14 protein-coding genes, 1 tRNA gene and 1 pseudogene are annotated in these 14,126 nt (G+C 30.1%); 9 read left to right on the top strand and 7 right to left on the bottom strand.

What is annotated here, in order from left to right; translation table 11 throughout:
* Positions 1-52: 52 nt before the first annotated feature.
* The 3 genes from IPK18_13955 to IPK18_13965 form a co-directional block, all read right to left on the bottom strand.
* Complete coding sequence (locus IPK18_13955) at positions 53-733, bottom strand: hypothetical protein (protein QQR97904.1); 681 nt, start codon at positions 731-733, stop codon at positions 53-55.
* A 227-nt stretch (positions 734-960) separates the two neighbouring features.
* Positions 961-1,260: a hypothetical protein gene (locus IPK18_13960; protein ID QQR97905.1), complete on the bottom strand. Its 300-nt coding sequence runs from the start codon at positions 1,258-1,260 to the stop codon at positions 961-963.
* Positions 1,206-2,138: a cellulase family glycosylhydrolase gene (locus IPK18_13965; protein ID QQR97906.1), complete on the bottom strand. Its 933-nt coding sequence runs from the start codon at positions 2,136-2,138 to the stop codon at positions 1,206-1,208. Before IPK18_13965 ends, IPK18_13960 begins: the two co-directional genes overlap by 55 nt.
* Positions 2,139-2,267: 129 nt before the next feature.
* On the opposite strand from IPK18_13965, the gene IPK18_13970 reads away from it, so the two are divergent.
* Positions 2,268-2,990: a response regulator transcription factor gene (locus IPK18_13970; protein QQR97907.1), complete on the top strand. Its 723-nt coding sequence runs from the start codon at positions 2,268-2,270 to the stop codon at positions 2,988-2,990.
* Between the two features lie 15 nt (positions 2,991-3,005).
* Here IPK18_13970 and IPK18_13975 read toward each other — a convergent pair whose 3' ends face one another.
* The 4 genes from IPK18_13975 to folB form a co-directional block, all read right to left on the bottom strand.
* The gene (locus tag IPK18_13975) at positions 3,006-3,467 is read right to left on the bottom strand and encodes a GNAT family N-acetyltransferase (GenBank protein QQR97908.1); all 462 of its coding nucleotides are present in this window, start codon (positions 3,465-3,467) and stop codon (positions 3,006-3,008) included.
* 3 nt (positions 3,468-3,470) lie between these two features.
* Positions 3,471-4,736, bottom strand: coding sequence for a hypothetical protein (locus IPK18_13980; GenBank protein ID QQR97909.1), 1,266 nt, complete (start codon positions 4,734-4,736; stop codon positions 3,471-3,473).
* Between the two features lie 137 nt (positions 4,737-4,873).
* Positions 4,874-4,944 (bottom strand) — tRNA-Cys (locus IPK18_13985).
* A 56-nt stretch (positions 4,945-5,000) separates the two neighbouring features.
* Positions 5,001-5,357, bottom strand: a complete 357-nt coding sequence (gene folB / locus IPK18_13990) for a dihydroneopterin aldolase (protein QQR97910.1) — start codon at positions 5,355-5,357, stop codon at positions 5,001-5,003.
* 29 nt (positions 5,358-5,386) lie between these two features.
* On the opposite strand from folB, the pseudogene IPK18_13995 reads away from it, so the two are divergent.
* The 8 genes and pseudogenes from IPK18_13995 to purB all read left to right on the top strand — a co-directional run bounded on the left by IPK18_13995 (position 5,387) and on the right by purB (position 14,126).
* Positions 5,387-6,573, top strand: a pseudogene (locus tag IPK18_13995) (acyl-CoA dehydrogenase family protein).
* A gap of 160 nt (positions 6,574-6,733) precedes the next feature.
* Entirely contained in the window at positions 6,734-7,153 is a 420-nt protein-coding gene (locus IPK18_14000) for a carboxypeptidase-like regulatory domain-containing protein (GenBank protein QQR97911.1), read from the top strand.
* Complete coding sequence (locus tag IPK18_14005) at positions 7,138-9,396, top strand: TonB-dependent receptor (GenBank protein QQR97912.1); 2,259 nt, start codon at positions 7,138-7,140, stop codon at positions 9,394-9,396. Before IPK18_14000 ends, IPK18_14005 begins: the two co-directional genes overlap by 16 nt.
* Positions 9,397-9,479: 83 nt before the next feature.
* Entirely contained in the window at positions 9,480-9,635 is a 156-nt protein-coding gene (locus IPK18_14010) for a hypothetical protein (GenBank protein QQR97913.1), read from the top strand.
* A 121-nt stretch (positions 9,636-9,756) separates the two neighbouring features.
* Positions 9,757-10,860 carry a Re/Si-specific NAD(P)(+) transhydrogenase subunit alpha gene (locus IPK18_14015; GenBank protein QQR97914.1) on the top strand — a complete coding sequence of 368 codons (1,104 nt, stop codon included), beginning with the start codon at positions 9,757-9,759 and terminating at the stop codon, positions 10,858-10,860.
* A gap of 68 nt (positions 10,861-10,928) precedes the next feature.
* Positions 10,929-11,231, top strand: coding sequence for an NAD(P) transhydrogenase subunit alpha (locus tag IPK18_14020; GenBank protein ID QQR97915.1), 303 nt, complete (start codon positions 10,929-10,931; stop codon positions 11,229-11,231).
* Positions 11,232-11,286: 55 nt separating this feature from the next.
* Complete coding sequence (locus IPK18_14025; protein ID QQR97916.1) at positions 11,287-12,684, top strand: NAD(P)(+) transhydrogenase (Re/Si-specific) subunit beta; 1,398 nt, start codon at positions 11,287-11,289, stop codon at positions 12,682-12,684.
* A gap of 107 nt (positions 12,685-12,791) precedes the next feature.
* Positions 12,792-14,126: an adenylosuccinate lyase gene (purB, locus tag IPK18_14030; protein QQR97917.1), complete on the top strand. Its 1,335-nt coding sequence runs from the start codon at positions 12,792-12,794 to the stop codon at positions 14,124-14,126.

The following is a 14,126-nucleotide window of genomic DNA, read 5'->3' on the forward strand; positions in this document are numbered from 1 at the left end:
AATTTTAGATTATAGTACAAGCACTAATCGACAAATTATTTATATTTTTATTTCAATATTTATAATATACATATGAATAAGACGTATAATCCCAATAAATTAAATTATTTTGAATTGGATCAATGTAAAAGATAATTTTTCGACCATCTTTATTATAGTATCCACCATTGCCTAATAATTTTGTAAATGTATATTCATTCGTAACTTGTCCCCATAAATCATTATATAAAGTATTTCGTAAATATTTTTCAATAATTTTATTTCCTGAAACTATAATTTGGTAATCTTTAACTATGTTTGTATTTGTTGATGTGCCATCAAATTTCCATATCATACGCTGCCCTTTTGGATATGTCTTGTTTTCTAATTGTTGCAACTTAATAAGCTTTCCGTCTTTTAGATCCACATCAATACCTGCAAGTGTATTTTTTGTTAACCCATCTTCTACATCAATATATCCAATATTTGCTAATATTATTCGATTACCTTTAGTTTCATATTCAGTTGTAATTTGTGCCTCAAGTGTGTATATATTTGCTTTCCCATTAGTAGCAAACTCAATAATATAAGGTGGTGTTTTATTAACATCATAACCCCAAAATGTTTCACCAACGACTATATATTCTGAGATATTAATATCATTATTTTTTAGAGATATATTATCCCCATCTTTTTTACATGCTATCGCCAAAAATGTCATTAGCACTATCATAATTAATGTTACTTTTTTCATGTTGTTATTTTTATTAGGATAAAGTTTTATAATTCTAGATTGTATTACAAACGCTAATCGACGAACAACTGAAATAATCGACGAACAGCATGTTTTGAGATGTAAGAGATGAGATTTAGGAATAATAGAGGCAATTTTTATATACATAAAAAAACTCGGAGTAGGTACTCCGAGCAAAACAAAACAACTATGAAAAAGCATATATTATTTATTATATAAATAATATATTAATTTCTAAATGCTATTTTTTTAGTTTCAGGCAATGCCACATTAATACCATACCCACCACCATTTAATATATTATAACCCCATGTATTTGTTGATGTTGCATTTGGTATTGTTATACCATCGCCATAGCCATTATTATTTAAGGTAATATTCATTCTGTTTGGTGCAGTTCCAGTATGGTCTGTTGTACCATCATTATACCAAGACCATGCTAAATATCCAATACTTTTATTATTTGCTTTGCTTAATAAATCAGCATAGCCAGTTGTAGAGCTACCATCTGGCAATATATTTCCCATCTCACCAATACAAATGGTAAGCCACTATTTACTATTGCATTTAATCTATTTATTGGATCTATACTTGGTTGATTGCTTTGCCAGTCCCATTTCCAATAGTAAGTATGAATACCAAATAACAAGTTATGTTGAGGATCAAAATCAATTAAATATTTTCCATTACTTACACTTTGTCCATATGATGATGAAGTAAATATTTCTTCTCTATCTGCATAGCCATAAGCATCTATCATCAATGGAACATTAATGCCTTTGTTCCTTATAGCTGTAATAGCAGACTTATATGTATTGATAAATAAATTTATATCATTTTGTGAGTAGTTATTTTGATTGGTATTCCAATTTTGTCCCCATTCATTTGCAATATTTATGACTATATGTTTCTGATGTTTTTTAATAACAGCAATAATATCTGCTCTTGTCCAAAAATTAGTTATAATATTTTTGAATTGTGTTGAATCAGCCTTTCCAGTTAAATCATGTAACATGATGATAGGCAAAATACCTTTGTTTACATAGGTTGTAATAGCTCTATCTAAATCATTTGCAGTGTAGTAAGTTGTACCTGTTTGAGGTTCTGGACTTCCAGCAATATGTGTCCACCAAGCTAAACGAACAACATTAGCTTTTGTTGATGCTACAGCAGTGGCTACCTGTTCAATATCGTTATCCCAACCTTCTTTAAATGCTGGCACATTAACACCACGAAGCATGACACTATTGCCATTGCTATCAGTAAGAAATCTGCCTTTTACTCTTAGTACAGAATCTACAATTGGAGTTGGTGTTGGAATTCCACCATCAGGAATACAAGCTTGTGTTGAAACTAGTAAAACCATTACTGTAATAATTATTACTAAATGAATTATTTTTTTCATAATATAATATTTTTGAATAAATTTAATTACTTAAATAGTCAATGGCAAGTATTAATCGACGAACGACTAAAATAATCGACGAATGACAGAAAATAACAATCAATTTTATTATATTTGGTAAAACAAACTATGGACACGACTATAAATGATAAAATAAATTGTATTGTCGTAGATGATAATTTTATTGATAGAAAAACTACATGTGCTTATTTAAAACAATATAATTTCATAAATATTGTTGGTGAATTTGAGTCTTCAATTGATGCATTACCAAAAATTAAAGAATTACAACCATTTGGTGTTTTCTTAGATATTGATATGCCAGAAATGAATGGATTAGAACTAAGGAAGCATCTAACAATAGTTCCAGCATGTATATTTATTACAAGCTACCCAGAATATGCCTTAGAAAGTTTTGAAGTAGATGCTTTAGATTTTATGGTTAAGCCAATAAATAAAGATAGATTTGACAAAGCAATGCATAAGTTATTAGAATATTATACGATTAAACAAAAAGCAGATTTACTAACGCACACTTTGGGCAATGAAAATATTATTATTAAGCAAGGTTCAGAACAGATAAAACTTCAACTGCACCAAATTATATATTTGGAAGCCATGAAAGATTATACAGCAGTTGTAACTAATGAAAAAAAATATATGGTATTAGAAGTATTAGGTAATTTAATCAGAGAAAAAGCATTTGAAAGTTTTATACGCATCCACCGAAGTTTTGCGATACAAAAACATTATGTATCTAAAATCAACAACACTGAAATAGAATTGGTAAATGCAAACACATTACCTATTGGCAGAAGTTATAAAGAAACTATTAGAGAATTATTCAATTAATAATTTATACAATAATTACAAATCTAAACTAATTCGATAAGTATAAAAATCGATTTCCGGTTCTACTTTTTTAAATCCAATTTGCTCATATAAACGCTGCGCTATAAAATTATCTACGGCAGTAGAAAGTTCTACAAACTTTGCACCATTTTGTAATGCAAAGTCCATTGCATGCCTTATTAGTTTTTCTCCAATACCCATTTTCCTATATTCTACTTCAACATATAAATCGTTAAGAATCCAATTTTTAATTACTCTGGCTGATGAATATTTAGGATAAAGTTGTGTAAATCCAATCGCTTGATTTGTTGAGTCATCAATAGCAACAAATATGACAGATTCATTATTATCTAGTCTATCTTGGATAAATTTTCTAGCAATATCAATGTCTGATGTTTGTTTATAGAACACTCTATATTTATTAAATAAATCAAAAACTAAATTACCTTGAGTATTATCTATTTTAATTATTGTCATGTTTTATTCTATCTTTTCTTTTTGTGCATTTTTTCCATTTGCAGAAATTTGACCGCCTATTGTTAATGTACCAGGATTCCCACCTTGTTCAACAATATAAGAAATAACATTATCGCCAAAAGTTTGTACATTACCATTTATAGTAATACTTTTTGCCTCGCCACCATTTTTTATACTTAATGCATATGCAGGTAAATCAAAATAGACACCTTTTACTAATGAACTACCAATAGAACCATGAGTAGTTACATTTCCATGTACTGTTAATGTACCAATTGGTTTACTTATTTGAATACCAACAGAACCATCTCCAAATGTTTCTATAGATTGAAAAGAAATATTATCTACTGTACCATCATATTGATTATAACCTCTAGCACCTAAACCGTATGTTTGCAAAGGTGCATTTACTGTAAAGTTTTTTACAATTCCAAAGTTTACAAAACCCACACCACTTGGTCCATAAGAAATTACAGGTGCATTGCTTGTCCAATTATCTACACTTCCCCAAACATCTAAAACCATATCATTCACACCATAAGTAATTACTTCGCCATCTGTTATTACTTCTTTAGCATGTGCCCCGTACAGCACAAACACACCTGCAGTTATGTAATCTGCCACGCCAAGAGGAATCTTTCCATTAGAATAAACAGCTTTGGTATGTAATGTTGAAATTTCAGTTCTTCCACCATGGTCGCCAAAACCAGAAACGAAAACACCGCAACCAGAAACAGGAGCATTTTTTCTACCAATGCTTAAATTTTTTATTGATACAGAAACAAGGCTATTTATATCTGGATTTATATTGTATATAGTCAATGCACCTTGAAGAACATTTACACCATATTTTTGAGGTTGTTCTAAATAATGTCTCACATCAGCAGAATGAATATCTACATTATCAATTACAATATTTGTTTTTTCAACGCCAACTCTTGTAATAATAGATACTTGTCCTTTCACTAATAAATCTTGAAATAAAAAAGTACCCAAATCCGATTTCACTGTTGTATTAAAAATAGCTTTATGATTTGTTGGAGTATCAATATTTAGATTTTTAATCGAATTGTTTGCACTTACACCAATTCCATCAGAATGCTGAAATGAAAGTAAAGGCAGTTCATTATTTTCTTGAGCTTGCCCACTTATATTTACGCCTTCAGGCAATAATATTGGATAATTACACAATATACTTCTTGTAATTGTAATAGTTTTTTCTCCATTCTGAATAGCAGCAACAAGGTTATTAAAAGTTTTTATTTCCATAATTTAATTATTTATTATTATATATTTTTTATACATAAATTAATATCAGTATATTTATCCAAAAATACACAAGAGATTCTTAAATGTCAATAAAATTCAAAGATAAAATAAAAAAAGGCACTCTTAGAGTGCCTTTGAGGTCGGTGGCGGATTCGAACCGCCGTACGAGCTTTTGCAGAGCTCTGCCTAGCCTCTCGGCCAACCGACCATTTTGCTAAATGGAATGCAAATATACATCTTTTTTTATTCCTACAAAAAATATTTTTACATTTCTATTATTACAATTGCATTATTAATATTTCCAACAATTGGTGGATGCATTTTCTTTATTTGAACTTTTATAGTATTTTCTTGTGAAATTTGTCTTTTTAACTCAAGAATTATTCTTTCAGCCAAATGTTCAATCAATTTCACCGTTTGTTCCATTTCCTTTTGTACAGCATTATAAATCAACTCATAATTTATAGTATTATTCAAGTTATCTTTGTTATATTCATTTGATTTTGTGCTAATATATACATCTACAATAAAAGTAGTTCCTATCTTTTGCTCTTCAGTATAAAAACCATGATATGCAAAAAATTCCATTCCTTCTAATCCAATAGTTTGTTTTTTTTCCATAATTTGCACACAGCAAATGTACATTAAAAATGAGTAATACTTTTATCAATTCTTACAGAAATTTTGATTATTTACAACTAGATGACTTTTTATCTAATGAACAAATCCTAATAAGAAACAGTGTTCAACAATTTGTAAATAAAGAAATACTACCAATTATTGATGATTGCGCTCAGAATAATATGTTTCCAAAGCAACTACTAACATCATTAAGCGAGCATTTCGCATTTGGTGCTATGATACCAAAAAAATATGGTGGTGCAGAATTAGATGCAATAAGTTATGGAATTATAATGCAAGAATTAGAACGTGGTGATTCAGCAATAAGAAGTTGTGCAAGTGTACAAAGCTCATTAGTCATGTATCCAATCTTTCAATTTGGGTCAGAAGAACAAAAAGAAAAATTTCTACCCAAATTAGCCAAAGCAGAACTAATTGGTTGTTTTGGGCTAACAGAACCAAATCATGGAAGCGATCCAGCAAGCATGGAAACAAGATTAATAAAAAATGGCGATAAATATATTCTAAATGGTACAAAAATGTGGATTACAAATGCACCAATTGCTGATATTGCAATTGTTTGGGCTAAGAATGAAAACAATCATGTGGTTGGTTGTATTGTAGAAAAAGGTATGCAAGGATTTTCAACAAATGAAATAAAAAAAAATGGAGTTTAAGAGCATCAATTACTGGAGAATTAATTTTTGATAATATAGAACTAGATGAAAAAAATATACTACCATTGGCAAAAGGATTAAAAGCACCATTAAGTTGTCTATCATCAGCAAGATATGGAATATCTTGGGGTGCATTAGGTGCTACCATGGATTGTATACACACTGCAATTGAATATAGTAAACAAAGAAAACAATTTGGAAAACCATTAGCAAAATTTCAATTAACACAAAAGAAATTAGCAGAATTATATACTGAATTAGTTAAAGCTCAATTATTAGCATTAAGAGTTGGACAATTGTATAACGAAAAAAAAGTTACACCAGCACAAATATCAATGGCAAAAAGAAACAATGTTGAGTTGGCAATTAGAACAGCAAGAGAATGTAGACAAATTTGTGGAGCAATGGGTATTTTAGGTGATTTTCCATTCATGCGCCATGCTATGAATTTAGAAAGTGTAATTACATATGAAGGCACGCATGAAGTGCATTTACTCATTACTGGAATGGACATTACTGGCGAAAATGCTTTTGAATAACTCATTATCATTAACTGTAATTTGGTATAATTTTAGATATTAACATAGTTACAATAAATTAATTGCAATAATTAAAAAAAACTTTAGATTTTTGTTTCGTATAAATATAATGACGAATATGAAGAATTTAATGAACGTATTTATAATTGCATTTTTTTTCATGCAAATTGCGAATATAAATGCTCAAGTTGTACAAAGAAAATCAGATAAAGAATTCACAATAAGTGGAATTGTAATTGACAAAGAAGCTAATGAAGAACAAATCGGTGTAAATATTTATGTAGAATCTGATAAAATGAAAGGCACAATCTCAGATTTTGATGGCACTTTCTCATTAAAAGCAAACGAAGGTGATATAATCATTTTCAAATATGTAGGATATCAAGATTACAGACACACTGTAACCAAAGATGAAGAAAATCTAAAAGTTATATTACAAACAGAAGCATTACAACTAAATACAGTTGTAATTTCAGCATCACGTAGAAAAGAAAAAATATTGGATGCACCAGCATCAATTACAACAATAGATGCAAGTTCCATTCAGAAAAAACAGGAACTGATATGGGCGATCATCTAAAAAATATTTCTGGTGTATACATGCAAAAAACAGGAATAAATAGTGGTACACCATCTATTCGTGGTTTTAGTGGATACTTTACATCTGATGTACTTTCATTAAGTGACTATAGAGTGGCTAAATTACCAAATACAGGTCTTACACAATATCAAATGCTTACAGGTGGCGATGATGATATAGATAGAATTGAAGTACTAAGAGGACCAGCAGCAGCACTTTATGGACCAAATGCTAATAATGGTGTAATACACTTTATCTCAAAATCTCCGATAGATGCTCAAAAGATGAAAGTCTATACAAGCATTGGATTTAGACAAAAAATCAAAGGACAAATTTATATGCAAGGTGATGATACACCAAGATACGATGAAGACGATTTGTTTAAAAGAGGTATGTACACTGTTGGATTATTTATTGCAGATACAATTGCAAATAAAAATCCAAAAGTAAAATTAGGCTATAAACTATCTACAAAATATTTCAGAGCATTAGATTGGAAATACGACGATCCAGGTGATCCATCAGAAGTTATTCAATTTAGAGCATCTAGTGATAGTGTATATTATTATAGAGCAGATGGAACTATTGACCCAAATGGGAAAGGAGAGAAGGTAAATAATGAGCGTGATGAGCAAATCAATAATGGTTCTGTAGATGGCAGATTTGACATTAGAATAAAAGATGATATTAATATCGTATTTAATGGTGGATTTACAATATCAAATGGATTAATAACAAGTCCAGTTGGTGCATTTCAAAACAAAGGATGGAGATATTACTATGCACAAACACGTTTTAGTTGGAAAGATTTCTTTGCACAATTTTACGTTAATGGAAATAACTCAAATAAAACAATTGTAGTTCCAGCTGGTGGACAATATATTGATAAATCTAAGATGTATGCATTACAACTACAACATGCATCTACATTTTTAAAGAGAATATTTTTAGTATATGGTTTTGATGCATTTTGGACTAGACCAGAAACTGAAGGAACTATAAATGGGAAAAATGAAGACAAAGACAATATAGATGAATATGGTATTTATTTTCAAGGCGATTATAAATTGCACCCACGTTTTAATATAGTTGTAGCATCAAGATTAGATTATAACACAGTCAATAAAAAAGTAATATTTTCACCTAAAGTTGCCATTGCTTACAAACCAGGTACTGGACAAAATTTAAGATTCACATTCAACAGAGCATTCAAAACACCAGCATCAGCAGCATATTTCGTAGATGCAAAACAAGCTGAAATTCCAGTTGGAATTGAAGTAAGAAACGTAGGTACACCAAGAGATGGTTTTCAATACAGTTTTGCAAACAATCCAGCATACAACAATCAATTATTACCACAATTTAGGTCACCTTATGCATCAGACAATAATGCATATTACAATGTTGGTGATGGAAGTATAAACAATGCCGCTTGGACAGGAATAAAAAATGCCATAAAAAGTCAATTCCTAGTACAATTTGGGTTCGATCCAAATAGTCCATTATCTGGCGTTGCAGATTTATTAATCAATGCATTAGCACCAGCTACTATTCCAGATTCTATTGGACACAAAGTTAAATCATTAAATACAACAACTCAAAGATTTGTTGAAAATAACAATTGGGTAAAAACAAAAGATATTCCAGGATTAAAACCTACAATTACACACAGTTATGAGTTAGGTTACAAGGGATTACTATTTAAAATCTTAGGACTTTCATTAGATGTGTATAGAACTGATTATAAAAACTATGTTGCACCAGTTACAATGACAACACCAACAGTACAGTTTAATTCAAATCAATTATTATCAGTTGTTGGTCCACAAATCTTACAAAATTATAATGACCCAGCTAACGAAATTATAAAAGTTGCTCTAGATGCTGTACTAGACAAAGATCCAACACTAGGCGGAAATAACAATGGAACAGGAAGCGATGAATTATTGAGTTTATTCCAAGAAGCATTAGATAACTTACCTATTGGTGTAATTACGCCAATGCAAGCAAACAGACCAGATATGTTATTGATAACTAGAAATATTGGTGATGTAACATTCTATGGTTTAGACTTTGGAGCAAATCTATATTTAGCAAAAAATCTTGTTTTATCTACAAATTATTCTTGGGTAAGTAAAGATTCTATTCCAATTGATGATGCAATTTTCAACTTTATTGCATTAAACGCACCAAAACACAAATTCAATGTAGGAATTAATTACAGTATTGAAAAATTGGATTAAGCTTTGGAACTAGATTTCAGTGGAATTCGGGTTTTCCAGTAAATTCAGGAAACTTCATTGGATATCAGAAAGCCACACATGATATGGATTTAGATATATCTTATACACCTAAATTTTGGAAAGATAAATTCAATGTAACAGTATCAATACAAAATTTATATAGTAATAAACAACAAAGAATGATAGGGTCACCAGTTATTGGAACAACAGGACTGATGCGCTTGTCATACACAATGTAATTATATCAAATTACAAAGACTTTACTTTTGTAATAATTATTAAAATTAGTTAAAATTTATTGCGATTTTATTATAAAAATCGAAGTTATAATATTATTTTCGTCAAAAATTATTTAAAATAATGATAGTTTCAGTTCCTAAAGAAACCAAATTTAAAGAAAATAGAGTTGCAATCACTCCAGCTATTGCCAAAGATTTAATAGCAAAAGGTTTTAAAGTATTAGTAGAAACAGATGCAGGCTTAAAATCATTCTTTTCCAATGAAGCATATAAAGAAGTTGGTGCAGAATTAGTTGACGCAACTGCTTGTTACTCAAGTGCAGATATTGTATTAAAAGTTAATGCACCAATTGCATCAGAAATTGCACAAATGAAAAAAGGTGCAGTACTAATATCTTTTATGTGGGCAGGCACAAATCCAGAATTAGTAGAATCTTGTGTACAAGCAGGCATTTCAGCATTTTCTATGGATGCTGTTCCACGTATTTCAAGAGCTCAAAAAATGGATGCATTATCATCACAAGCAAACTTAGCTGGATATAAAGCAGTTTTACTTTGTGCAAATGAGTTAGGTAAAATATTACCAATGATGACAACAGCAGCTGGTACACTTAAACCATCAAAAGTTGTAATATTTGGCGCTGGTGTTGCTGGTCTACAAGCAATTGCAACTGCAAAAAGATTAGGTGCAATTGTAGAAGTATCAGATATCAGACCAGAAACAAAAGAACAAGTAGAATCATTAGGTGGAAAATTTATCGAAGTAAAAGGAGATGATACCATCAAAATGGAAGGTGGATATGTAAAAGGTGTATCTGAAGAATTTTTGAAAAAACAACAAGAATTAGTTGGGAAACACGTTGCAGAAGCAGATATCGTAATTACTACAGCATTAATACCAGGAAGAAAAGCACCAGTTTTAGTTACTGAAGACATGATTAAATCAATGAAATTTGGTTCTGTAATTTTAGATATGGCAGTTGAACAAGGTGGGAATGTAGTTGGTAGTAAACTAAATGAAAATGTAAATATTAATGGAATAACTATTATTGGAGAAAGCAACATACCATCATTATTACCAATGAATGCAAGTGATTTATATGCGAAAAACATCCAAACATTACTATATCACTTAGCAAGTTCTGAAGGCTTCAAATGGGAAATGGATGAAGAAATCACAAAAGGCTCATTAATTGCTCACGAAGGAAAAAATATGAAATCATAATTAAAGTGATTTAATAATTCATACATTGTTAAATTGCTTCATTAATACATTACTAAATTATAATCAATATGGAATTTTTAGATTTTTTTGTAACCAACCGTGAAATGATATACTTCATTATCTTGGCAGTTTTTGTTGGTGTTGAAGTAATTGGTGGCGTACCAACAGTTTTGCATACACCATTAATGTCTGGAGCCAATGCAATACATGGAGTTGTTATTGTTGGAGCAATAATTGTTATGCTAGATACAGATCCAAATAATATTTTTGGCTTAATTCTAGGTTTTTTAGCAGTAATCTTAGGAACACTAAACGTTGTTGGTGGTTTTGTAGTTACAGATAGAATGCTCGAAATGTTTAAAAAGAAATAAAATAATTTATTATATATAATTATTTATAAAATTACACAATTATTAAATTATATTCATGCAAGGATTATTAGAAATATGTTACTTAATTGGTTCAATTACATTTATTATTGGACTAAAAATGATGGGAAATGCCAAAACAGCAAGAAATGGTAACTTAATTGGTGCTTTTGGAATGGGTATTGCAATACTTGGTACTATATTTTTGTTTAATAGCGAACACACATCACGCGAAGCAATAAAAATTGGATTAATATTTTCTGCAATTGGAATTGGTACTGGTATTGGTTGGATGACAGCTAAAAAAGTAGAAATGACCAAAATGCCAGAGTTAGTTTCTATGTTTAATGGAATGGGTGGTGCGTGTGCAGCACTTATAGGACTTACAGAGTTTGAACATAATATAGGTAATACATCAGCATTAGGTTTTATTATAGCTGGTTTAGTAATTGGAACAGTATCATTTTCAGGTTCAATAATTGCATATTTAAAATTAGCAGGAAAAATGAATAAGCCAATTCGTTTCCCACAATACAATATTTTCAACAATGTACTATTATTCGCAGTAATTATATTTTCAGTATATGTAGTATTGCAAAACCAAGTATTACCAACAAGCATTATTTGGATATTATTTGCAGTAGCCATTGTTTATGGTATATTATTTACAATACCAATTGGTGGTGCAGACATGCCAGTAGTAATTTCTTTATTAAACTCATTTACTGGTTTAGCAGCAGCATTTGGTGGATTTTTATATGACAATAAACCAATGCTTACTGGTGGTATTTTAGTTGGTAGTGCTGGTACCTTACTTACCTTAGCTATGTGCAAAGCAATGAACAGACCATTAAGTAATGTAATATTTGGTGCATTTGGTGGCGGTGGCGGTGGTGGAGCTGCTGCAGATACTGGAGAAAAAGGTACTATCAAAGATGTACAAGTATCAGACTTGGCAGTACAATTAAACTATGCAAAAAAAGTAGTAATTGTACCAGGATATGGCTTAGCAGTTGCACAAGCACAACATGTTATTCATGAATTAGAAAAATTATTAGAAGAAAGAGGCGTAGAAGTAAAATATGCAATTCATCCAGTTGCAGGACGTATGCCAGGACATATGAATGTACTTTTAGCAGAATCAAATGTAGAATATGATAAGTTAGTAGAAATGGAAGATATAAATCCTGAGTTTGCTCAAACTGATGTGGTATTGGTTGTTGGTGCAAATGACGTTGTAAATCCAGCTGCAAAAACTGACCCAAGTTCTCCAATTTATGGCATGCCAATTCTTGAAGTAGAAAATGCAAAAACGGTTGTTATCAACAAACGTTCTATGAATGCTGGCTACGCAGGTATCGATAACTTATTATTCTACAATCCAAAAACTTCTATGTTCTTTGGTGATGCTAAAAAAGCATTAACTGAATTAGTAAGTGAAATCAAACAATTATAATCACACATTAATAATTTCTAGTATTGATGCTTTTTTAATTGAGTGTTAATACTAAAAACTAATACTTTTCTTTATCTTGCAGTTTTGTAAATATTCACTAATATTATATGAATTCACTAACTGCAATCTCACCAATTGATGGACGATATAGAAATAAAATAACTGATTTAGAAAATTACTTTTCTGAATTTGCGCTCATCAAATATCGTATTAAAATTGAAATAGAATATTTTATATTTTTGGCTGATGTAATTGAAAACATCAATACTTTATCTCAAGAACAAATTTTAGAATTAAGAAGTATAAGTGATAATTTTTCTATGGAAGATGCAGAACGTGTAAAAGAAATAGAAAAAACCACAAATCATGATGTAAAAGCTGTTGAATATTTTATCAAAGAGAAAATTAAAGATGCTTCTCTAAAAGAAAAATCTGAGTTTATACATTTTGGACTTACATCACAAGATATTAATAATACTGCAATTCCATTATCATTAAAAGAATTCTTTAATTCAATATATAAAAATAAATTTAATGAATTGATTGAAGTATTGGTGCATAAAGTTGATGAATATGCAGACATTGCTTTGCTTGCACGCACACATGGGCAACCAGCTTCGCCAACAAGATTAGGTAAAGAGTTTGATGTTTTTGTTGAAAGATTAGAAAATCAATATAAATATTTTGCACAAATACCATATAGTGCAAAATTTGGTGGTGCAACAGGAAATTTCAATGCACATAAAGTTGCTTTCTCATCAATAAATTGGAAAGTAGAAGCCAATAAGTTTGTTAGCAAACACTTAGGTTTGGTGCGTTCTCAAACTACAACACAAATCGAACATTACGATAATTTAGCTGCATTGTTTCATAACTATTCAAGAATAAACACCATACTTATTGATTTTTGTAGAGATATATGGACATATATTTCAATGGATTATTTTAAACAAAAAATAAAAGCAGGTGAGGTGGGTAGTAGTGCAATGCCACACAAAGTAAATCCTATTGATTTTGAAAACGCTGAAGGAAATTTAGGAATTGCAAACGCAATTTTTATTCATTTAGCAGAAAAATTACCTATATCAAGACTGCAAAGAGATTTGACAGATAGCACAGTACTAAGAAATATTGGTGTTCCAATAGCACATACTTTAATAGCATTTGATTCTATTCTAAAAGGATTGAATAAATTATTAGTAAATGAGCAAAAAATAAAACAAGATTTAGAAGATAATTGGATAGTTGTAGCTGAGGCAATACAAACTGTACTTAGACGTGAAGGTTATGAACAACCATATGAAAAATTGCGCGACTTAACCAGAACTAATCAAAAAATAAATCAAGAAATAATTCATAATTTTATTGATACATTGAATGTAAGTGATACTATAAAGTTAGAATTAAAACAAATTTCGCCATTCAATTACACAGGAATATAA

The organism is Sphingobacteriales bacterium (assembly GCA_016699615.1).
GTDB lineage: Bacteria > Bacteroidota > Bacteroidia > Chitinophagales > JADIYW01 > JADJSS01.

Coding starts and splice junctions, on each gene's coding strand:
- IPK18_13955 (QQR97904.1), bottom strand. CDS start 733: ATGAAAAAAGTAACATTAATTATGATAGTGCTAATGACATTTTTGGCG.
- IPK18_13960 (QQR97905.1), bottom strand. CDS start 1,260: ATGGGAAATATATTGCCAGATGGTAGCTCTACAACTGGCTATGCTGAT.
- IPK18_13965 (QQR97906.1), bottom strand. CDS start 2,138: ATGAAAAAAATAATTCATTTAGTAATAATTATTACAGTAATGGTTTTA.
- IPK18_13970 (QQR97907.1), top strand. CDS start 2,268: ATGGACACGACTATAAATGATAAAATAAATTGTATTGTCGTAGATGAT.
- IPK18_13975 (QQR97908.1), bottom strand. CDS start 3,467: ATGACAATAATTAAAATAGATAATACTCAAGGTAATTTAGTTTTTGAT.
- IPK18_13980 (QQR97909.1), bottom strand. CDS start 4,736: ATGGAAATAAAAACTTTTAATAACCTTGTTGCTGCTATTCAGAATGGA.
- folB (QQR97910.1), bottom strand. CDS start 5,357: ATGGAAAAAAAACAAACTATTGGATTAGAAGGAATGGAATTTTTTGCA.
- IPK18_14000 (QQR97911.1), top strand. CDS start 6,734: ATGCAAATTGCGAATATAAATGCTCAAGTTGTACAAAGAAAATCAGAT.
- IPK18_14005 (QQR97912.1), top strand. CDS start 7,138: ATGGGCGATCATCTAAAAAATATTTCTGGTGTATACATGCAAAAAACA.
- IPK18_14010 (QQR97913.1), top strand. CDS start 9,480: ATGGATTTAGATATATCTTATACACCTAAATTTTGGAAAGATAAATTC.
- IPK18_14015 (QQR97914.1), top strand. CDS start 9,757: ATGATAGTTTCAGTTCCTAAAGAAACCAAATTTAAAGAAAATAGAGTT.
- IPK18_14020 (QQR97915.1), top strand. CDS start 10,929: ATGGAATTTTTAGATTTTTTTGTAACCAACCGTGAAATGATATACTTC.
- IPK18_14025 (QQR97916.1), top strand. CDS start 11,287: ATGCAAGGATTATTAGAAATATGTTACTTAATTGGTTCAATTACATTT.
- purB (QQR97917.1), top strand. CDS start 12,792: ATGAATTCACTAACTGCAATCTCACCAATTGATGGACGATATAGAAAT.